Origin of the sequence: Pseudomonas sp. JV241A (genome assembly GCF_900275665.1) — a bacterium.
GTDB lineage: Bacteria > Pseudomonadota > Gammaproteobacteria > Pseudomonadales > Pseudomonadaceae > Aquipseudomonas > Aquipseudomonas wadenswilerensis.
In genome coordinates this window covers 28,421-47,788 of the sequence record NZ_OPYO01000032.1, presented here as the reverse complement: position 1 = coordinate 47,788, position 19,368 = coordinate 28,421, and the positions used below count along the sequence as shown (strand labels likewise).

General features: G+C 63.4%; 16 protein-coding genes. 9 read left to right on the top strand and 7 right to left on the bottom strand.

Going from position 1 to position 19,368, the window contains the following annotated elements; translation table 11 throughout:
• Positions 1–11 precede the first annotated feature (11 nt).
• Positions 12–1,652: a phospholipase gene (locus JV241A_RS20235; protein ID WP_115088607.1), complete on the bottom strand. Its 1,641-nt coding sequence runs from the start codon at positions 1,650–1,652 to the stop codon at positions 12–14.
• Between the two features lie 182 nt (positions 1,653–1,834).
• On the opposite strand from JV241A_RS20235, the gene JV241A_RS20230 reads away from it, so the two are divergent.
• Positions 1,835–2,776, top strand: a complete 942-nt coding sequence (locus tag JV241A_RS20230) for an AEC family transporter (protein WP_134064185.1) — start codon at positions 1,835–1,837, stop codon at positions 2,774–2,776.
• Positions 2,777–2,828: 52 nt separating this feature from the next.
• Positions 2,829–4,202, top strand: a complete 1,374-nt coding sequence (locus tag JV241A_RS20225) for an amino acid permease (RefSeq protein ID WP_134064183.1) — start codon at positions 2,829–2,831, stop codon at positions 4,200–4,202.
• A 22-nt stretch (positions 4,203–4,224) separates the two neighbouring features.
• Here JV241A_RS20225 and JV241A_RS20220 read toward each other — a convergent pair whose 3' ends face one another.
• From JV241A_RS20220 to gatC, 6 genes are all read right to left on the bottom strand, one after another.
• Positions 4,225–4,602, bottom strand: coding sequence for a carboxymuconolactone decarboxylase family protein (locus JV241A_RS20220; protein ID WP_115088604.1), 378 nt, complete (start codon positions 4,600–4,602; stop codon positions 4,225–4,227).
• A 10-nt stretch (positions 4,603–4,612) separates the two neighbouring features.
• Complete coding sequence (locus JV241A_RS20215; RefSeq protein WP_134064407.1) at positions 4,613–5,656, bottom strand: calcium/sodium antiporter; 1,044 nt, start codon at positions 5,654–5,656, stop codon at positions 4,613–4,615.
• A gap of 62 nt (positions 5,657–5,718) precedes the next feature.
• Positions 5,719–6,090, bottom strand: a complete 372-nt coding sequence (locus tag JV241A_RS20210; protein WP_115088603.1) for a septal ring lytic transglycosylase RlpA family protein — start codon at positions 6,088–6,090, stop codon at positions 5,719–5,721.
• Between the two features lie 137 nt (positions 6,091–6,227).
• Positions 6,228–7,673, bottom strand: a complete 1,446-nt coding sequence (gatB, locus tag JV241A_RS20205; RefSeq protein ID WP_115088602.1) for an Asp-tRNA(Asn)/Glu-tRNA(Gln) amidotransferase subunit GatB — start codon at positions 7,671–7,673, stop codon at positions 6,228–6,230.
• A gap of 11 nt (positions 7,674–7,684) precedes the next feature.
• Positions 7,685–9,136, bottom strand: coding sequence for an Asp-tRNA(Asn)/Glu-tRNA(Gln) amidotransferase subunit GatA (gene gatA, locus JV241A_RS20200; RefSeq protein WP_115088601.1), 1,452 nt, complete (start codon positions 9,134–9,136; stop codon positions 7,685–7,687).
• 16 nt (positions 9,137–9,152) lie between these two features.
• Positions 9,153–9,440 (bottom strand): Asp-tRNA(Asn)/Glu-tRNA(Gln) amidotransferase subunit GatC, encoded by a 288-nt coding sequence (gatC, locus tag JV241A_RS20195; RefSeq protein WP_115088600.1) that lies wholly within the window; start codon positions 9,438–9,440, stop codon positions 9,153–9,155.
• A 202-nt stretch (positions 9,441–9,642) separates the two neighbouring features.
• Here gatC and mreB point away from each other — a divergent pair, with 202 nt between their 5' ends.
• The 7 genes from mreB to JV241A_RS20160 all read left to right on the top strand — a co-directional run bounded on the left by mreB (position 9,643) and on the right by JV241A_RS20160 (position 19,367).
• The gene (gene mreB / locus JV241A_RS20190) at positions 9,643–10,680 is read left to right on the top strand and encodes a rod shape-determining protein MreB (protein WP_008371426.1); all 1,038 of its coding nucleotides are present in this window, start codon (positions 9,643–9,645) and stop codon (positions 10,678–10,680) included.
• Between the two features lie 143 nt (positions 10,681–10,823).
• Positions 10,824–11,939 (top strand): rod shape-determining protein MreC, encoded by a 1,116-nt coding sequence (gene mreC / locus JV241A_RS20185; protein WP_166675729.1) that lies wholly within the window; start codon positions 10,824–10,826, stop codon positions 11,937–11,939.
• Positions 11,939–12,427: a rod shape-determining protein MreD gene (gene mreD / locus JV241A_RS20180; protein ID WP_010223402.1), complete on the top strand. Its 489-nt coding sequence runs from the start codon at positions 11,939–11,941 to the stop codon at positions 12,425–12,427. Before mreC ends, mreD begins: the two co-directional genes overlap by 1 nt.
• A gap of 35 nt (positions 12,428–12,462) precedes the next feature.
• Positions 12,463–13,065, top strand: coding sequence for a Maf family protein (locus tag JV241A_RS20175; protein ID WP_134064179.1), 603 nt, complete (start codon positions 12,463–12,465; stop codon positions 13,063–13,065).
• A gap of 80 nt (positions 13,066–13,145) precedes the next feature.
• Positions 13,146–14,603 (top strand): ribonuclease G, encoded by a 1,458-nt coding sequence (rng, locus tag JV241A_RS20170; RefSeq protein WP_010223400.1) that lies wholly within the window; start codon positions 13,146–13,148, stop codon positions 14,601–14,603.
• Between the two features lie 88 nt (positions 14,604–14,691).
• Positions 14,692–18,507: a YhdP family protein gene (locus JV241A_RS20165; RefSeq protein WP_134064177.1), complete on the top strand. Its 3,816-nt coding sequence runs from the start codon at positions 14,692–14,694 to the stop codon at positions 18,505–18,507.
• An 8-nt stretch (positions 18,508–18,515) separates the two neighbouring features.
• Positions 18,516–19,367, top strand: a complete 852-nt coding sequence (locus tag JV241A_RS20160; RefSeq protein ID WP_115088596.1) for a carbon-nitrogen hydrolase family protein — start codon at positions 18,516–18,518, stop codon at positions 19,365–19,367.
• Position 19,368 lies beyond the last annotated feature (1 nt).

Below are 19,368 nucleotides of genomic sequence, written 5' to 3'. Positions count from 1 at the left end.
TGATTTCCTTATCACTGGTGTTGATCGATATAGGTCGTGGTGCCCGCATCCAGCGAGGCGATCAGTTCCGGCGAGCCGCCGCGGAACTGGCGGAACAGGTTGCGCGAAACAGACTTGCCGGAGGTGTCCACCGGCACCGTCAGGGTCGGCTGGAAGCGCTCAGTCAATTCGGCATAGTCGCTCCACGGGCCGATGTACGATTCGTTCAGGCCGTTGACCACACTCACTGCGTAACGCACGGCATGACCAGGCAGCCAGTTTGGCTGGCTCGGCACCTGGGTCTGCCAGCCGTCGGCGCGAACGCTCGGGGCTCCGGCAGGGGCTTCGAGGTGGCCGGTGGGTTTGTTCGGGGTGTAGTCCTTGAGCAGCAGGTAAGTACTCCAGCCCCACCAGTTGTCGATCTGCGCCGGGTCATTGAGGTTGTTGACGTCGGCGCGGCGCATCAGTTTGCCGTTGCGCAGGGCAAACAGCGGCGCGAAGTTGCCCGGCACTTGCCCTTCTACTGCGGCCTGCAGGTCGGCGGCGATGCGCAGCGCACCGTAGGCTGTCGGCGCAGGTAGATTGCCCGTGTCGAAAGCCTGGAAAATTTCATCGACAGACTTCTGCACGGCCAGGCCCACCTGCTTGCGGTTGGTCACGTCGATGCTGTCGAAATAGCGCTTGTCGCCATAACCACGCCAGGTATCGCCCTGGGCATTGCGCAGCACCAGGCCGTACTTGCTGTCTTCATCGTGCATGAAACGCGAGATCAGCGAGCCGAGGTCGGCCGGGGTGACGTTGTCCTTGATCGCCTTGCGCGGTACACGCACATGGCCGGCCGAGAACAGGTCGGTGAGGAAGTGATCAGCGAAGGCGTTCATCGCGTAGGCCAGTTCCAGTTGCCCGTCATCGCCACTGGCCCGTGCTTTCACGGCCTGGCGCAGGGCCGCGGTGTGCCCGGCGATGTAGGCCAGCAGCGCCCATTCACCAAAGTGGTCCCAGTTGCTGGCGGCAAGCTTGAGGTAGCGGCCCAGGGGGAACATCGGCGAGACGAAGCTGCCACCGCCGGTGATCTTGTTCCATTCTTCCGAGAGGGTATCGCCCAACTGATCGTAGGCTTCGTGGGGCTGGCGACCGTCTTTGATCGCCTGGTTGGCAGCGGCGATTTCTTGCTGCATGACCGCGAGGATCTTGCCGGCTTCTTCCCGGGAGGCGGGAAGCACGGCCAGCGAATCAAAGGCGGCAGCAAAACGCTGGACGCGTTCTTCAGCATTGGCGCCATCGGCAATCGGCCGCTCGGGAATGCCATAGAAGTCGCCGCCCAGGGCGACGATCTGGCCGTAACTGAGGGTCAGGCCATTGGCCAGGTGCAGGGCGACTTTCCAGGCTGGAATCGGCGCGCTGTCCTGGCTGAAGCGCAGCAGGGCGTTGTCGCCGATGGCGGTGTGTTCGCCGCCTTCAAAGCGCAGCACCGGCTTGCCGCTGGCTGGCGGTTTGGCCGGCAGGCCGAGGCGGTGGTACTTGATGGTGTGGTGGCCGTCGATGACCAATACGACGCGGGTGTCGGGGCCGGGAATCTTGATGCCGTCGACACTGAACAGGGCATCGAGGTCGGCGACCACGGTGGTGGCGAGCGCCTTTTGGGCGTGCAGTCCGGTTTGCATACCTGACATATTCAACTCCTTTGAGATGTCATGGATTTCGATAAATAACTGTATGCATGTACAGTTGTTTTGATCATATCCAAACCATTTCCTACGTCAACAATTCTTTTTTCTTACGTCAGAATGCGAGGCATCAACGGATGGCTGACGTATCATTAGCCACCTAACGACAGCCATCGGGACCACCCTGCATGCTCGCCCTTTTTATCCAGACGCTGAACATCACGGCGCCGGTGTTCGCCATGCTGTTCATGGGCGTGCTGCTCAAGCGCATCAAGGCCATCAACGACGGCTTCATCCACACCGCGTCGTCGCTGGTGTTCAACGTGTGCATGCCGGCGCTGCTGTTTCTGGGGATTTATCACGCCGACCTGACGGCGGCGGTCAAACCCGGGCTGCTGGTGTTTTTCGTGGCAGCCACCCTGGGCAGTTTTGCCCTGGCCTGGGGGGTGGCCCTGTGGCGCTGCCCGCGCGAGGATCGCGGGATTTACACTCAGGGCGGTTTCCGCGGCAATAACGGGGTCATCGGCCTGGCGCTGGCAGCGAGCATGTACGGCGATTACGGTATCTCGCTGGGGGCGATCCTCGCCGGCCTGGTGATCCTGCTGTACAACTCGCTGTCGTCGGTGGTGCTGGCGGTGTACAGCCCGAGCATGAAGTCCGACCCCTGGAGCATCTTCAAGAGTATCCTGCGCAACCCGCTGATCATCAGCGTGCTGCTGGCCACGCCCATGGCCTACGGGCAAGTGCCGCTGCCGAACTGGCTGCTGACCTCCGGCGATTACCTGGCGCAGATGACCCTGCCGCTGGCATTGATCTGCATCGGCGGTACCCTGTCGCTGGCTTCGCTGCGTGAGAGTGGCGGCCTGGCGGTCAGCGCCAGCCTGGTGAAGATGATCTGGCTGCCGGTGATCGGCACCCTGGCGGCCTGGCTTTGCGGTTTTCGCGGGGCGGAGCTGGGCATCCTGTTCCTGTACATCGGTAGCCCGACCGCCGCCGCCAGTTATGTCATGGCCCGAGCGGCCAACGGTAACCATGAACTGGCCGCCTCGATCATCGTGATAACCACGCTGATGGCCGCCATAACCACGAATATCGGCATTTTCCTCTTGCAGTGGGGCGGCTGGATCTAGATTCTGTGCCGACAATAAAGCCAACACTGCCTTCCACCTTCAAGGACACTTCATGCAAGAACAGAACCCCCCAGAGCGATTACAGCGCGGGTTGAAAAATCGCCATATCCAGTTGATTGCCCTGGGTGGCGCCATCGGTACCGGCCTGTTTCTGGGCATTGCCCAGACCATTCAGATGGCCGGCCCGGCCGTGCTGCTGGGGTACGCGATTGCCGGCCTGATGGCGTTCTTCATCATGCGCCAGCTGGGCGAGATGGTGGTCGACGAGCCGGTTGCCGGCAGCTTCAGCCACTTTGCCCACCGCTACTGGAACGAGTTCGCCGGTTTCGTTTCCGGCTGGAACTACTGGGTGGTCTACGTCCTGGTCGGCATGGCCGAGCTGACGGCCGTGGGCATCTACGTGCAGTACTGGTGGCCGGACTTCCCGACCTGGGCGACGGCGGCGATCTTCTTCGTGGTGATCAACCTGATCAACCTCACCCAGGTGAAGGTCTATGGCGAGATGGAGTTCTGGTTCGCCCTGGTCAAGGTCATCGCCATCGTCAGCATGATCGGCTTTGGCGCCTGGCTGCTGGCCAGCGGTAATGGCGGGCCGGATGCCAGCGTGGCCAACCTCTGGCAGTACGGCGGCTTCTTCCCCAATGGCTTCACCGGTTTGCTGATGGCCATGGCGGTGATCATGTTCTCTTTCGGTGGCCTGGAGCTGGTCGGTATCACCGCCGCCGAAGCCGACAACCCGCGCCACAGCATTCCGCGCGCCACCAACCAGGTGGTCTATCGCATTCTGATTTTCTACATCGGCGCCCTGGCCGTGTTGCTGTCGCTGTACCCGTGGCAGAAGGTGGTGCAGGGTGGCAGCCCGTTCGTGATGATCTTCCACAACCTGGACAGCAACCTGGTGGCGACCATCCTCAACGTGGTGGTATTGACCGCCGCGCTGTCGGTGTACAACAGCTGCGTGTACTGCAACAGCCGCATGCTGTTCGGCCTGGCCAGCCAGGGCGACGCGCCGCGTGCCCTGCTCAAGGTCAACCGCCGCGGCGTGCCGCTGACCGCACTGGCGGTTTCCGCCCTGGCCACCGGCCTGTGTGTGCTGATCAACTACTTGATGCCGGGCGAGGCCTTCGGCCTGCTGATGGCGCTGGCGGTATCGGCGCTGGTGATCAACTGGGCAAGCATCAGCATCACCCACCTGAAGTTCCGCCGCGCCAAGCAGGCGTCGGGCGAGTCGACCTTCTACCGGAGCTGGGGCCACCCGGTGACCAACTACCTGTGCCTGGCGTTCATCGGGCTGATTCTGGTGGTGATGTACCTGACCCCGCCGATCCGCATCTCGGTGATGCTGATCCCGGCCTGGATCGCCACCCTGGGCGTGGCTTTCTGGCTGAAGAAGAAGGGGCAGAAGGCCGCCGTCGTCAGCAACTGACGGCCTCGTCCGAAGTGATCGATCAGCCCTGCTGGTAGCTGTCGATCACTTCCTGGGCGGCGCGGAAGGCATCGACCGCCGCCGGCACGCCGGCGTATACCGCGCAGTGCAGCAGCGCCTCACGAATCTCCTCGACCGTACAACCGTTGTTCAAGGCGCCGCGCACGTGGCCCTTGAGCTCTTGCGGGCACTTGAGTGCGGTGAGGGCGGCGAGGGTGATCAGGCTGCGGGTTTTCAGCGGCAGGCCTTCGCGGCTCCAGACGCTGCCCCAGGCATGCTCATTGACGAAGTCCTGCAGCGGCTGGCTGAAGTCGGTGGCGTTGTTCAGTGCGCGATCGACGAAGGCATCGCCCATGACCTGGCGGCGAACCTGTTCGCCGGATTTGTTGTTGTCGCCCATGTTGTTTTCCTTAGTGTTGGCGGCGCCAGGCACGCAGGGTGGTGTACAGCAACAACGTCCCCAGTGCTGGCAATGCGTAGAACAGCATCAGTTTTTCAAGTCGGCTGGCCAGCGGCATGCCGGTGGTGAAAGCCACCACATGCAGGCCATAAGCCAGGTACAGGCAGAGGAACACCAGCCCCTCGGCACGCGTCACCCGGTAACCCGAGTAGAACACTGGCAATGCCAGCACCGCGACCCCGAGCATCACCGGCAGGTCGAAGGCTAGGGCATTGGGCGAGATCGACAGCGGCTCGGGGGCGACCAGCGCGGTCAGGCCGAGTACCGCCAGCAGGTTGAACAGATTGCTGCCGATGACGTTACCTACGGCGATCTCCCGCTCACCACGCAGGGCGGCGATCAGCGAGGTGGCCAGTTCCGGCAGGGAGGTGCAGACGGCCACCACGGTCAGGCCGATGACCCGTTCCGACAGCCCCAGGTCCTGCGCTACCTCCACTGCTGCCTCCAGCAGCAGATGGCCGGCCAGGCTGAGCAGGCCTAGCCCGGCCAGCATCAACAGCACGCTCCCTAGCCAGAATCGGCCACCACGCTGCGGGCGCGGGCCGGGGGCAGGGTAGGTGCGGGCATGGTGTCGGGACTGGTGCCAGAGTATCGCCAGGTAGCCGAACAGGCCGCACAACAGCAGGGCACCCTCCAGGCGCCCCAGCAGTTCGTTGAAGGCCAGCAGGTACACTGCCAGGCTGGCGACGATCATCAACGGGATGTCCAGGCGCACCAACTGGCGCGAGACCCGCAGCGGAATGATCAGCGCGGCCAGGCCCAGGGTTACCAGGATGTTGAAGATGTTGCTGCCGATCACGCTGCCGACGGCGACATCCGGCGCGCCGGTGTAGGCCGCCTGCAGGCTGACGGTCAGTTGCGGTGCGCTGCTGCCGAATGCCACCAGGCTCAGGCCGATGATCAGTGGTCGGACTTGCAGGCTGGCGGCCAGGCGCAGGGCGGCGCGTACCAGCAGTTCGGCGCCGGCGATCAGCAACAGCAGGCCGATGCTCAGTTGCAACAGGCTGAAAGTAGGTAAAGCGGCCAGGTCGAAAATGGTCGTGCTCCGGGGGCAGGTCAGTCGCTGAGACTTTGTACCCGTACGCGCGCGGTTCCGCTACGGATCATCCCGAGTTTTTCCGCGGCAGCGCGCGACAGGTCGATCAGCCGGCCACGGGTATGCGGGCCGCGGTCGTTGATGCGGACTACCACGCTGCGTTCGTTGTTGAGGTTGGTGACTTTGACCCGCGTGCCGAAGGGCAGGCTACGGTGGGCAGCGGTCATGCCGTGTTGGTTGAAGGCTTCGCCACTGGCGGTGCGTTTACCGTGGTGTCGGGAGCCGTAATAGGAGGCGGTGCCGGTCTTGTCGTAACCGCGGGAGTCGATATCGTGGCTGGCGCAGCCGGCCAGCAGGGTGAAGAGCGCGAGTGCGCTGAGGGGACGCCACATCAAATCAGTTGCTCCGAGGTGAAGTGATCACCTGTGGGAGCCGGCGTTGCCGGCGATGGGCTGCTCGGCAGCCCCAGAAACTGGCAAGGCTTCGCCTTGCATCGCCGGCAACGCCGGCTCCCACAGGGTAATGCGAACTACCCTTCGAGCTTGCTCTTGAGCAATTGGTTCACTTGCTGCGGGTTGGCCTTGCCCTTGGAGGCTTTCATGGCCTGCCCGACGAAGAAGCCGAACATCTTGCCGCGCTTGGCTTCGTCAGCGGCGCGGTACTGCTCGACCTGCTCGGCGTTGGCTGCCAACACTTCGTCCAGGACCTTCTCGATCGCACCGCTGTCGGTGACCTGTTTCAGGCCCTCGGCTTCGATGATCTGGTCGGCATCGCCGTCGCCGGCGGCCATCTTCTCGAACACTACCTTGGCAATCTTGCCGCTGATGGTGTTGTCGAGGATGCGCTTGAGCATGCCGCCCAGGTGCGCGGCGCTGACCGGCGACTGGTCGATTTCCACGCCCAGCTTGTTGAGCAGGCTGCCCAGCTCGACCATGACCCAGTTGGCGGCAAGCTTGGCATCGCCACACACGCCGACCACCTGTTCGAAGTAGTCAGCCTGCTCACGGCTGGTCGCCAGCACGTTGGCGTCGTAGGCCGAGAGGCCGAACTGGCTCTGGAAACGCTCGCGCTTTTGCGGTGGCAGCTCGGGCAGGGTGGCGCGGATGTCTTCGAGGAAGGCGTTCTCGATGACCACCGGCAACAGGTCCGGGTCGGGGAAGTAACGGTAGTCGTTGGCTTCCTCCTTGCTACGCATGGAGCGGGTCTCGTCCTTGTTCGGATCATACAGGCGGGTTTCCTGGATGACCCGGCCGCCATCTTCGATCAGCTCGATCTGACGCTGCACTTCGGTGTTGATCGCGCGCTCGATGAAACGGAACGAGTTGACGTTCTTGATCTCGCAGCGGGTACCGAACTCGGCCTGGCCTTTCGGGCGAACCGAAACGTTGCAGTCGCAACGCAACGAGCCTTCGGCCATGTTGCCGTCGCAGATGCCCAGGTAGCGCACCAGGGCATGGATGGCCTTGACGTAGGCAACAGCCTCTTTGGCGCTGCGCATGTCCGGCTCGGAGACGATCTCCAGCAGTGGCGTGCCGGCGCGGTTGAGGTCGATGCCGGTGGAGCCGCTGAAGTCTTCGTGCAGGCTTTTGCCGGCGTCTTCTTCAAGGTGCGCACGGGTAATGCCGACGCGCTTGACGGTGCCGTCTTCGAGGGCGATGTCCAGGTGGCCCTTGCCGACGATCGGCAGTTCCATCTGGCTGATCTGGTAGCCCTTGGGCAGGTCAGGGTAGAAGTAGTTCTTGCGCGCGAACACGTTGTGCTGGCCGATTTCGGCATCGATGGCCAGGCCGAACATGCAGGCCATGCGCACCGCTTCCTGGTTCAGCACCGGCAGTACGCCGGGCATGCCCAGGTCGATCAGGCTGGCCTGGGTGTTCGGCTCGGAGCCGAACGTGGTGGAGCTGCCGGAGAAAATCTTCGACTGGGTGGCGAGCTGGGTATGAATCTCCAGCCCGATGACAACTTCCCATTGCATGTGGTGATCCCTCAGAAGCCGTTAGGTACGCGAGTGTGCCAATCAGTGACTTGCTGATAGCGGTGCGCGACGTTGAGCAGGCGGCCTTCGTGGAAATACGGCGCGAGCAACTGCACGCCAACCGGCAGACCATCGACGAAACCGGCCGGCATCGACAGGCCTGGCAGGCCGGCGAGGTTGGCGGTGATGGTGTAGACGTCTTCCAGGTACTCAGCGACCGGGTCGTTGTTCTTGGCGCCGATTTTCCAGGCCAGGTTTGGCGTGGTCGGGCCGAGAATGACGTCGACGTCGTTGAACGCAGCCATGAAGTCGTTCTTGATCAGGCGACGGATTTTCTGCGCCTGCAGGTAGTAGGCATCGTAGTAACCGGCCGACAGAGCGTAGGCACCGACCATGATCCGGCGCTGCACTTCGGCACCGAAGCCTTCGCCACGGGAGCGCTTGTACAGGTCGGTGAGGTCGACGGGGTTCTCGCAGCGGTAGCCGAAACGCACGCCGTCGAAACGCGACAGGTTGGACGAGGCTTCTGCCGGGGCGATCACGTAGTAGGCCGGAATCGCGTGCTGCATGTTCGGCAGGCTGATTTCCTTGACCACCGCGCCGAGCTTTTCCAGCTCCTTGACGCTGGCCTGGACCAGGTCGGCAATGCGCGGATCGAGGCCGGCACCGAAGTATTCCTTCGGCAGGCCGATGCGCAGGCCCTGGAGCGAGGCATTGAGACTGGCGCTGTAGTCCGGCACCGGTTCATCGATGCTGGTGGAGTCCTTGGGGTCGAAGCCGGCCATGCCTTGCAGCATTAGCGCGCAGTCTTCGGCGGTGCGGGCCAGCGGGCCACCCTGGTCGAGGCTCGACGCGTAGGCGATCATGCCCCAACGCGAAACACGACCGTAGGTCGGTTTCAGGCCGGTCAGGCTGGTGAGTGCCGCCGGCTGGCGGATCGAGCCGCCGGTGTCGGTGGCAGTGGCTGCCGGCAGCAGGCGCGCGGCAACCGCGGCAGCCGAACCACCGGAAGAACCACCGGGCACGTGCTCGAGGTTCCACGGGTTTTTCACCGCGCCGTAGTAGCTGCTCTCGTTGGCCGAACCCATGGCGAATTCGTCCATGTTGGTCTTGCCCAGGGTCACGGTGCCGGCTTCGGCCAGCTTGCTGACCACCGTCGCGTCGTACGGCGCCTTGAAGTTGTCGAGCATCTTCGAGCCGCAGCTGGTGCGGATGCCCTGGGTGCAGAACAGGTCCTTGTGGCCGATCGGCGCGCCGAGCAGGGCGCCGTTCTCGCCGGCGGCGCGGCGGGCGTCGGCGGCCCGGGCCTGGCTGATGGCCAGTTCTTCGGTGACGCTGATGAAGCTGTTGATTTGCGGGTCGAGCTGGTTGATCCGCGCCAGCAGGGCACGGGTCAGCTCTTCGGAAGAAAACTTCTTGTCGGCGAGTCCGCGGGCGATCTCGGCCAGGGTCAGTTGATGCATGGCAGGCTCTATTCCCTTACTCGATGACTTGCGGAACCAGGTACAGGCCGTCTTCCGTCGACGGGGCGATGGCCTGGTAGCTGTCGCGATGGTTACTTTCTGTTACCACATCGGCGCGCAGGCGCTGAGTGGCTTCCAGAGGGTGGGCCAGTGGCTCGATGCCAGTGGTGTCGACCGCTTGCATCTGGTCGATCAGTCCCAGAATACTGTTCAGGGCATCGGTAGTGCGTGGCAGATCGCCTTCATTCAGGCCCAGTCGGGCCAGATGAGCGATCTTTTCCACGTCGCAGCGTTCAAGCGCCATGGGGATCTCCTGGGAAAACAGAAACGGATTTGCTCCGCGATGAGGAACATGCTGGCAGTATTACGGTCATAAGGCCGCGATCATGTGCAGGCTTGCTCGGAAAAACCGCCAATTTAACATATTGGTGCCTTGCCCAAAATCCCCGCCGTTGTTAGAGTTTGCCGCACTTTTTTACCCACGCGTTGCCTAGGGTCACTTTCCCATGTTCAAGAAACTGCGTGGCATGTTTTCCAGCGATCTTTCCATCGACCTGGGCACTGCCAACACCCTTATTTACGTGCGTGAGCGCGGTATCGTCCTGAATGAGCCATCGGTTGTGGCCATTCGTACTCACGGCAACCAGAAAAGTGTCGTCGCTGTCGGTACCGAGGCCAAGCGCATGCTGGGCCGTACGCCTGGCAACATTGCTGCCATTCGTCCGATGAAAGACGGCGTGATCGCCGACTTCAGCGTTTGCGAAAAAATGCTGCAGTACTTCATCAACAAGGTTCACGAGAACAGCTTCCTGCAGCCAAGCCCGCGGGTTCTGATCTGCGTGCCGTGCAAATCGACCCAGGTCGAGCGCCGGGCCATTCGCGAGTCGGCGCTGGGCGCCGGTGCCCGCGAAGTGTTCCTGATCGAAGAGCCGATGGCGGCCGCCATTGGTGCCGGCCTGCCGGTTGAAGAAGCCCGCGGTTCGATGGTCGTCGATATCGGTGGTGGTACCACTGAAATCGCGCTGATCTCCCTGAACGGTGTGGTTTACGCCGAATCCGTACGGGTCGGTGGCGACCGTTTCGACGAAGCCATTGTCACCTACGTACGTCGCAACTACGGTAGCCTGATCGGTGAATCCACCGCTGAGCGCATCAAGCAGGAAATCGGTACTGCCTACCCGGGCGGCGAAGTCCGTGAAGTCGATGTCCGCGGCCGCAACCTGGCCGAGGGCGTGCCACGTGCCTTCACCCTGAATTCCAATGAAGTGCTTGAAGCCCTGCAGGAATCCCTGGCGACCATCGTCCAGGCAGTCAAGAGCGCCCTGGAGCAATCGCCGCCAGAGCTGGCTTCGGACATCGCCGAGCGTGGCCTGGTGCTGACCGGTGGTGGCGCCCTGCTGCGCGACCTCGACAAGCTGCTGGCCCAGGAAACCGGCCTGCCGGTAATCGTCGCCGAAGACCCGCTGACCTGCGTGGCTCGCGGTGGTGGCCGTGCCCTGGAAATGATGGACAAACACACCATGGACCTGCTCTCCAGCGAATAAGCCGGAGCCTGCAGTTCACGCCGCCCGGTTTACAGGTAGTGCCCACAGTGCTACCTGTATGTGCTGGGCTGACGTCCGTGTGGGCGTCGTTTTCCGTCAATCCGCAAGCAGGCCGGTGCGTTGCCGTATGAATGACCTCTTGAATCGTCGTCCACGAGGAGCGGCCCATTAAACCGCTTTTCGCCAAGGGCCCTTCGCTGGGCGTACACCTGCTCGTGCTGGTTGTGCTGTCGATCACCCTGATGGTGGTCGATGCACGCTTCACCCTGCTCAAGCCTCTGCGCAGCCAGATGGGCCTGGTGCTGATGCCGTCCTACCTGGTTACCGATCTGCCCCAGCGCTTGTGGCAGGGGGTTGCCAGCCAGTTTGGCAGCCGTACCGAACTCGCTGCCGAAAACGAGAAACTCAAGACCGAAGCCTTGCTGCTGCAAGGTCGCCTGCAGAAGCTGGCGGCCCTGACCGAGCAGAACGTGCGCCTGCGCGAGTTGCTCAACTCGTCGGCGCTGGTCAACGAGAAGGTCGAAGTCGCCGAATTGATCGGCGTCGATCCCAATCCTTTCACCCACCGGATCCTGATCAACAAGGGCGAGCGCGATGGCGTGGTCCTCGGTCAGCCGGTGCTCGACGCACGTGGCCTGATGGGCCAGGTGGTCGAACTGATGCCCTACACCGCGCGGGTATTGCTGCTCACCGACACCACCCACAGCATTCCGGTGCAGGTCAACCGCAACGGCTTGCGGGCGATTGCCAGCGGTACCGGCAACCCGGAGCGCCTTGAGCTGCGCCACGTTGCCGACACCGCCGACATCAAGGAAGGCGACCTGCTGGTCAGCTCGGGCCTCGGTCAGCGCTTCCCGGCTGGCTACCCGGTGGCCACGGTCAAGGAAGTGATCCACGACTCCGGCCAGCCGTTTGCTATCGTCCGGGCGATCCCGACGGCTGCGCTTAACCGCAGCCGCTACCTGCTGTTGGTGTTCACCGACAGCCGTTCGCCCGAGCAACGTGCCAGCGATGCCGCGATTGCTCAGGAACAGGCTGATCGTCAGGGCCTGCCTGCTTCGGCGGCGGGTACTGCGCCGGCCACGTCCCCGGCTGCGCCTGCTGCGGTCACTCCGGCCGCGTCCGCTTCGACGCCAGCAGCACCAGCGCCTGCCGCACCCGCCACTCCGGCAACCAGTGCCCATCCGCCCGCCACGGCAGCCCCCGCAGCCCCTGCTGCAACGCCGGGCGCGCCAGTCATTTCCCGGGAGAGACACTGATGGTAAGCACCCGCAGCCGTAATGGCTGGGTCGTCTGGCTGACCTTTCTGATCGGTATGCTGCTCAGCGTATCGCCGATGCTGCCCTTCGCCGAAGTGTTCCGGCCGATGTGGCTGGCACTGCTGCTGGCCTTCTGGACCCTGGCCCTGCCGCACCGGGTGGGCATGACGACCGCATTCGTCCTGGGCCTGGCCGAGGACGTGCTGTATGGCACCTTGCTGGGGCAGAACGCCCTGGTGCTGACCCTGATCACCTTCCTGGTGCTGTCGTTGCAACAGCGTTTGCGGATGTTCCCGATGTGGCAGCAGAGCCTGGTGATCCTGGTGATCTTCGGCCTGGCCCAGTTGATCCAGCTGTGGCTCAGTGCCCTGACCGGCAACCGCCTGCCGACCCTGGCGCTGATCTGGTCGGCGGTCATCAGCGCCTTGCTCTGGCCGTGGATCAGCTATGGCCTGCGTGGTCTGCGCCGCCGCCTGAGCATCAACTGAGCACTCACATTCGACGCTGACAGGGAGACGTCAAGATGACCCTGCTGTACCTGGCCTCTGGCTCGCCACGCCGCCGTGAGTTGCTCACCCAGATCGGCATTCCCTTTACTTCGCTGAGTGCCGCGATCGACGAGACGCCGCTGCCCGCCGAATTGGCCGAGGCGTATGTCGAGCGTCTGGCGCGGGAAAAAGCCTGCGCCGGCCTGGCGTCGTTGCCCCAGAGTGACGACAGCCCGGTAGCGGTGCTGGGTGCCGATACCGCCGTGGTGCTCGAAGGTCGAATTCTCGGCAAGCCACAACACCGCGAAGATGCCCTGGCGATGCTGGCAGCCCTTTCCGGGCGCGAGCATCAGGTGCTGACCGCCGTCGCCGTGGCCGATCATCAGCGTTGCCTGAGCGTCAGTGTCAGCAGCCATGTGCTGTTTCGCTCCATCGGTGCTGAGGAAGCCGAGGCCTACTGGGCCAGCGGCGAACCGGCCGACAAGGCCGGCAGCTATGCCATACAGGGTCTGGGGGCAGTTTTCGTACAACGCCTTGAAGGCAGCTATTCGGCGGTGGTCGGCCTGCCGCTGAATGAAACCGCCGAGCTGCTCGGTCAATTCGGCATCCCTTGCTGGCAGCGCCTGCCGGCCCGTTGAGCGAGGATAAGCCAGAACAGCCCTAGCCAGTCGCCCGCGAGCGATCCATCATTACTGAAGTCCTTTGACGAGAGCCTGCCATGAGTGAAGAGATTCTGATCAACATCACACCGATGGAATCACGCGTGGCGGTGGTGGAAAATGGTGTACTGCAGGAGGTGCATGTCGAGCGCACCCAGCGCCGTGGCATCGTCGGTAACATCTACAAAGGCAAGGTGGTGCGGGTGCTGCCGGGCATGCAGGCGGCGTTCGTCGACATCGGCCTGGACCGCGCAGCGTTCATTCACGCCTCGGAAATTTCCCTGCGCGAAGGCTCGTCGGTCGAGAGCATCAGTGCCCTGGTGCATGAAGGACAGAGCCTGGTGGTGCAGGTGACCAAGGACCCGATCGGCTCCAAGGGCGCGCGCCTGACCACCCAGTTGTCGATCCCGTCCCGTTACCTGGTGTACATGCCGCGCACCAGTCATGTCGGCATTTCCCTGAAGATCGAAGACGAGGCCGAGCGTGAGCGCCTCAAGCAGGTGGTCACCGACTGCATCGCCCAGGAAAACATCCAGGACGCCGGCGGTTTCATCCTGCGTACCGCCGCCGAAGGCGCCGGGGCCGATGAAATCCTCATGGACATCCGCTACCTGCGCAGGCTCTGGGAGCAGATCGGCACCCAGATCAAGACCGTCGGCGCGCCGACCGAAATCTACGAAGACCTGGGCCTGGCCCTGCGTACCCTGCGCGACCTGGTCAACCCGAAAATCGAGAAGATCCGTATCGACTCGCGGGAAACCTTCCAGAAAACCACGCAGTTCGTCGCCGAACTGATGCCAGAGATCGCCGATCGTCTGGAACATTACCCAGGCGAGCGGCCGATCTTCGACCTTTATGGCGTCGAAGACGAGATCCAGCGCGCCCTCGACCGCAAGGTCCCGCTCAAGTCCGGCGGCTACCTGGTGGTCGACCCGGCCGAGGCGATGACCACCATCGACGTCAACACCGGGGCCTTTGTCGGCCACCGCAACCTCGAAGAGACCATCTTCAAGACCAATCTGGAGGCGGCCACCGCCATTGCCCGGCAACTGCGCCTGCGCAACATCGGCGGGATCATCATCATCGACTTCATCGACATGGAAGATGAAGAACACCAGCGCCAGGTGCTGCGCACCCTGGAAAAACAGCTGGAGCGCGACCATGCCAAGACCAACATCATAGGCATCACCGAGCTTGGGCTGGTGCAGATGACCCGCAAGCGCACCCGCGAAAGCCTCGAGCAGGTGCTGTGCGAGCCGTGCTATTGCTGCCAGGGACGCGGCAAGCTGAAAACCCCCGAAACTGTCTGTTACGAGATTTTTCGCGAGATCCTTCGTGAAGCCCGCGCCTATCAGGCCGAAGGCTATAGAGTATTAGCCAACCAGAAGGTGGTCGACCGCCTGCTGGACGAGGAATCGGGCAACGTTGCCGAGCTCGAAGCCTTCATCGGCCGAACCATTCGCTTCCAGGTCGAGTCCATGTATTCCCAGGAACAATACGATGTGGTGCTGCTCTGACTCGGTCTGAACACCAATGCGCGCTGTCCGGGCTGGCAAACCGCCGGCTTGCGGCCATAGTTAAGGCACGAACCGGAGGGCCACTGGCATGGAACGACTGATGCGCGTTCTCGGCGCCTTGACCCGCTGGGGGCTGGGCATCAGTGCCTTGCTGGCGGTTCTGGTGGCGTTGTATGTCAGTCTTGGCCGGCAGTTCATCCCGCTGGTGGCCGAGTACCGGGCCGAAGTCGAAGACAAGGCCGAGCAGGCCCTGGGCATGCCGGTGCATATCGGCGCCCTGGAAGGGCACTGGAGCGGCCTGGCGCCGATAGTGCGGGTACGCGACATCCAGGTCGGCGAAGGGCCGAGTGCCCTGCGCCTGGATGGCGTCAAGCTGGTGCCTGACCTCTGGGCCAGTCTGGTTCAGCGCCAGGTGCGCCTGGCTAACCTTGAAGTCGGCGGCCTGCACCTGAGCCTGCGCGAAGATGAAAGCGGCGCCTGGGCCCTGGAAGGGTTGCCGAAAAAAGACGACCAGCCGCTGGACCCCGAACAACTGCTCAAGCAGGTACAGGTTGTGTCCAAAGTCACGGTGGTCGACAGCCAGGTGACCCTGGAGCCGTTCCAGCGCGACCCCATGACCCTCACCTACGTCAGCCTCGGCCTGCAGACGGGCAGCGTGCGTCAGCGCCTGGACGCGCGGGTGACCCTGCCCGATGGCCAGCCGCTGGCGTTGAGCCTGCGCAGCCGCATTCGCCCCAGCCAGTGGCGCGATGGTGAAATCGATGCCTACCTCAGCCTGCCCCAGAGCGACTGGGCGCGCTGGCTGCCGCCGCGCCTGCTGGGCAAGTGGCAGGCTGCCGAACTGCGTGCGGGCGGCGAGTTCTGGGTGAACTGGGGCAAGGGCCAGCTGCAGAGCGCGATGGTTCGCCTCAATGCGCCGGAGCTGCGCGGTAACTATACCGAACGCAAGCCGGTGCAGATCGACAACCTGGCCCTCAATGCCTGGTTCCAGCGAGGCGAAAAGGGCGTTGACGTACTGGTTGACTCGCTGGCCATGAGCCTGGGCAAGACCCGTTGGGAGTCCCACCTGCAGCTCAAGCAGACGGCCGCCACTGAATCGAGCGAAGAAACCTGGCAGATCCAGGCCGACCGCCTCGATCTGACGCCGGTTACCCCGTTGGTCGATGCACTGGCGCCGCTGCCGGAAAAACTCATGGCCGTGGTCGATGGCCTCAAGGTCACCGGCGCCTTGCGCAATGTGCGCCTGGACGTCCGGCCCAAAGCGACCGGTGACCAGCGCTTGAGCTTTGCCGCCAACCTGGAGCGGGTTGGCTTCGACGCCTACCACGGTGCCCCGGCCGCCGGGAATGTCAGCGGCAGCATCAGCGGCGACCTCGGTCAGGGCGAACTGCGCCTGGATACCGATGCCTTCATGCTGCACCTGTACCCGATCTTCGAAAAACCCTGGCACTACCAGAAGGCCAACGCGCGTCTGACCTGGCGCCTGGACCAGGAAGGCTTCACCCTGATTGCACCGTATCTCAAGGTGCTGGGCGAAGAGGGCAAGATCGCTGGCGACTTCCTGATTCGCCTGCTGTTCGATGAAACCCGCGAAGATTACATGGACCTGCGCGTCGGCCTGGTCGAGGGTGATGGTCGTTACACCGCCAAGTACCTGCCCGAGGTGCTCAGCCCGGCGCTGGATGAGTGGCTGCGCACGGCAATCCTCAAAGGCGCGGTCGATGAAGGTTATTTCCAGTACCAGGGTTCGCTCAATCATGGTGCCGCGGAGCAGGCCCGCAGTATCAGCCTGTTCTTCAAGGTCCACGATGCCGCACTGGATTTCCAGCCAGGCTGGCCGCAGGTGCAGAAAGTCACGGGTGATGTCTTCATCGACGACGATGGCGTACGCATCAAGGCGCAAAGCGGGCAGTTGCTCAATACCCAGGTGCGTAACGTGGCGGTCAACATTCCCCATGTTGCGGCCGGTGAACACAATCACCTGTATCTGGACGGCGAATTCGACGGCGGGCTCGGTGACGGCCTGAAAATCCTCCAGGATGCGCCTATCGGTACCGGGCAGATTTTCGCCGGCTGGGAAGGCGAGGGCAGCCTCAAGGGCAAGTTGAAGCTGGATATCCCCTTGGCCAAAGGCCAGCAACCGAAGATCGTGGTCGACTTCGATACCCGCGACGCACGGCTGAAGATCGCCTCGCCCGCCCTGGAGTTGCACCAGCTCAAGGGCGACTTCCGCTTTGACTTCGACAAGGGCCTGAGTGGCGAGAACATCAGTGCGCGGGCCTTCGACAAGCCGATGACCGCGCAAATCTTTGCCGAAGGCAAGTCTGGTCAGTTGCAGACACGGGTCAACGCCAAAGGTCAGATGCCCCTCAAGGCACTGACTGACTGGCTGCAGCTCAAGCAAACCTTGCCGCTGTCCGGCGAATTGCCTTACCAGTTGCAGGTGAGCCTGGGCAGTCGCGACAACCAGCTGACGGTCGATTCCAGCCTCAAGGGCCTGGCGGTGGACTTGCCCGCGCCTTTCGGCAAGGCCGCCAACGAGACTCGCAACAGCCAGTTCAGCATGAGCCTGCAGGGACCGGAGCGGCGGTTCAATGTCACTTACGCCGATGTCGCCAAGGCGATCTATGCGGCGCCCATGGACAAGCTCGACCAGGGTCGCGGCGAATTGCTCTTCGGCGCCGGGACCGCCCAGTTGCCACCGGGCCAGGGCCTGCGGGTGCGTGGTCGTCTGGCAGAGCTGGACCTGGAACCCTGGCAGAAACAGCTTGATCGCGTTGCCGGTAACGACCCCGGTGGCAGCGCCAAGCAGATGCTGCGCGGCGTCGACCTGAGCATCGGCCAGCTCAAGGGCTTTGGCCTGAACCTGGCCCAGGCGGTGGTGCGTGTGGACCGCGGCGGCAACCTGTGGGCCGTGCGCCTGGACAGCAAGGAAGTCATCGGCAACGCACGCATCCCTGATGCCAAGGGCGCGCCGATGGTGATCAACCTGCAGACCATTCACCTGCCGGCTGCCGACCCTGCTGAAACTACTTCCGATGATGGCCCGGACCCGATGGCCAGCATCGATCCGCGCAAGATTCCGGCCGTTGATCTATCGATCGACAAGCTGTTCCGCGGTGACGACCCGCTCGGCAGTTGGGCGGTAAAAGTCCGCCCGACCGCCAAGGGCATCGCCCTCAATGACCTGGACGTCAACGTCAAAGGCCTGCAGATCGACGGTAACGGCGGTTGGGAAGGCGTCCCGGGAGCCAGCAGCAGTTGGTACAAGGGCCGCCTGGAAGGCAAGAACCTGGCGGACATCCTCAAGGCCTTCAACTTCGCGCCGACGGTTACCAGCCGAGATTTTCGCCTGGATGTCGATGGTCGCTGGCCCGGCTCACCGGCCTGGGTCGGTCTCAAGCGTTTCTCCGGTAGCCTCGATGCCGCCTTGCGCAAGGGCCAGTTCGTTGAAGTCGAAGGCGGTGCCCAGGCCCTGCGGGTGTTCGGCCTGCTCAATTTCAACTCGATTGGCCGGCGCCTGCGCCTGGACTTTTCCGACTTGCTCGACAAAGGCCTGAGCTACGACCGGGTCAAGGGCCTGCTGGTGGCCAGTGAGGGGGTCTATGTGACCCGTGAACCGATCACCGTGACCGGCCCCTCGAGCAATCTTGAACTGGACGGTACCCTGGACATGGTCCGCGACCGGGTCGATGCCAACCTGCTGGTCACCTTGCCGGTGACCAACAACCTGCCGATTGCCGCGCTGATTGTCGGAGCGCCAGCCATCGGCGGGGCGCTGTTCCTGGTCGACCGGCTGCTCGGTGATCGGGTGGCGCGTTACGCCAGTGTGCATTATCGCGTCGAGGGGCCGTGGAAAGAGCCTAAGATTAGCTTTATCAAACCCTTCGAAAAATCGCGCTAGGAGCCGGCATGAAGTCAGCGGTTATCCAGATGGTCAGCCAGAGCGACGTTCTGGCCAACCTGGAACGAGCCCGGCACCTGCTCGAGCAGGCGGCTGCAGGTGGCGCGCGGCTTGCCGTGCTGCCGGAGAACTTCGCCGCCATGGGCCGGCGTGACAGCGCTGCAATCGGCCGTGCCGAAGCGCTGGGCGAAGGCCCGATCCTGCCCTGGTTGAAACAGGCAGCTCGCGACCTCAAGTTATGGATAGTGGCGGGTACCTTGCCGTTGCCGCCGGTCGGCCAGGCCGAGGCCAAGTCCCATGCCTGTTCCTTGCTGATCGATGAGCACGGCGAGCAGGTGGCGCGCTACGACAAGCTGCACTTGTTCGATGTCGATGTGGCCGATAACCGCGGTCGCTATCGCGAATCCGATGACTATGCCCATGGCGGGCAGGTGGTGGTCGCCGATACCCCGGTGGGACGCCTGGGCCTGAGCGTCTGCTATGACCTGCGCTTCCCCGAGCTGTACAGCGCGTTGCGCGAGGCCGGGGCCGAATTGATCAGTGCACCGTCGGCCTTCACCGCCGTGACGGGTGCCGCGCACTGGGAAGTGCTGATCAGGGCGCGGGCCATCGAAACCCAATGTTATGTCCTGGCCGCGGCCCAGGGCGGAACCCACCCGGGGCCGCGGGAAACCTATGGCCATGCGGCGATCGTCGACCCCTGGGGGCGCATCGTCGCCGAACAGGCAAGTGGCGAAGCCGTGCTGCTGAGCGAACGCGACAGCAGCGAACAAGCGTCCATCCGGGCGCGGATGCCGGTGACCTTGCACCGGCGCTTTTTCTCGCAGGACGCTTTGCGGCCTGCGCACACCTCGGAGTGAC

What these genes read in the sequence shown, in the direction of transcription:
- JV241A_RS20235 (WP_115088607.1), bottom strand. Translation starts at nt 1,652, where the DNA reads ATGTCAGGTATGCAAACCGGACTGCACGCCCAAAAGGCGCTCGCCACC.
- JV241A_RS20230 (WP_134064185.1), top strand. Translation starts at nt 1,835, where the DNA reads ATGCTCGCCCTTTTTATCCAGACGCTGAACATCACGGCGCCGGTGTTC.
- JV241A_RS20225 (WP_134064183.1), top strand. Translation starts at nt 2,829, where the DNA reads ATGCAAGAACAGAACCCCCCAGAGCGATTACAGCGCGGGTTGAAAAAT.
- JV241A_RS20220 (WP_115088604.1), bottom strand. Translation starts at nt 4,602, where the DNA reads ATGGGCGACAACAACAAATCCGGCGAACAGGTTCGCCGCCAGGTCATG.
- JV241A_RS20210 (WP_115088603.1), bottom strand. Translation starts at nt 6,090, where the DNA reads ATGTGGCGTCCCCTCAGCGCACTCGCGCTCTTCACCCTGCTGGCCGGC.
- gatB (WP_115088602.1), bottom strand. Translation starts at nt 7,673, where the DNA reads ATGCAATGGGAAGTTGTCATCGGGCTGGAGATTCATACCCAGCTCGCC.
- gatA (WP_115088601.1), bottom strand. Translation starts at nt 9,136, where the DNA reads ATGCATCAACTGACCCTGGCCGAGATCGCCCGCGGACTCGCCGACAAG.
- gatC (WP_115088600.1), bottom strand. Translation starts at nt 9,440, where the DNA reads ATGGCGCTTGAACGCTGCGACGTGGAAAAGATCGCTCATCTGGCCCGA.
- mreB (WP_008371426.1), top strand. Translation starts at nt 9,643, where the DNA reads ATGTTCAAGAAACTGCGTGGCATGTTTTCCAGCGATCTTTCCATCGAC.
- mreD (WP_010223402.1), top strand. Translation starts at nt 11,939, where the DNA reads ATGGTAAGCACCCGCAGCCGTAATGGCTGGGTCGTCTGGCTGACCTTT.
- JV241A_RS20175 (WP_134064179.1), top strand. Translation starts at nt 12,463, where the DNA reads ATGACCCTGCTGTACCTGGCCTCTGGCTCGCCACGCCGCCGTGAGTTG.
- rng (WP_010223400.1), top strand. Translation starts at nt 13,146, where the DNA reads ATGAGTGAAGAGATTCTGATCAACATCACACCGATGGAATCACGCGTG.
- JV241A_RS20165 (WP_134064177.1), top strand. Translation starts at nt 14,692, where the DNA reads ATGGAACGACTGATGCGCGTTCTCGGCGCCTTGACCCGCTGGGGGCTG.
- JV241A_RS20160 (WP_115088596.1), top strand. Translation starts at nt 18,516, where the DNA reads ATGAAGTCAGCGGTTATCCAGATGGTCAGCCAGAGCGACGTTCTGGCC.